We start from the raw sequence: 389 nt of genomic DNA, 5'->3' as shown, positions 1-389 counted from the left end.
ATCAAAATCTTTTAGATGAAATAAAGAAATGATTTTAAAAGAAGGAGAAAATTATATGGCTAAAGGCGAAAATTCAATATTTATTAAGAATCTCCCTTTATTTATTGTGCTTTTATCGGGAGCTTTTATTACGATTTTAAATCAAACTTTGTTGGGAACCGCGTTGCCTTCCATTATGAAGGATTTACAAATCAATTAAAGTACTGTGCAGTGGTTGCAATCAATTTTTATGTTAGTTAACGGGATAATGATTCCTATCACTGCTTTTTTAATTGAACGTTATACTTCTAGACAACTATTTCTAACAGCAATGAGTTTGTTCACATTAGGGACGCTTATATGTGCGGTAGGACCTAACTTTGCCGTGTTATTAATAGGACGTGTATTAC

General features: G+C 31.6%; 1 protein-coding gene and 1 pseudogene. Both read left to right on the top strand.

The genetic code is table 11. The features are described 5' to 3' along the window. Nucleotides 1-28 precede the first annotated feature (28 nt). Complete coding sequence (locus E4T88_RS18180; RefSeq protein ID WP_221411845.1) at nt 29-199, top strand: hypothetical protein; 171 nt, start codon at nt 29-31, stop codon at nt 197-199. A 6-nt stretch (nt 200-205) separates the two neighbouring features. Continuing rightward, nucleotides 206-389: pseudogene (locus E4T88_RS18750) on the top strand (MFS transporter); the annotation flags it as partial.

The sequence above is a fragment of the Dysgonomonas mossii genome, assembly GCF_004569505.1.
GTDB lineage: Bacteria > Bacteroidota > Bacteroidia > Bacteroidales > Dysgonomonadaceae > Dysgonomonas.
Note: the sequence above shows the minus strand (reverse complement) of the source record. Positions and strands in the feature narration are given on the sequence as shown.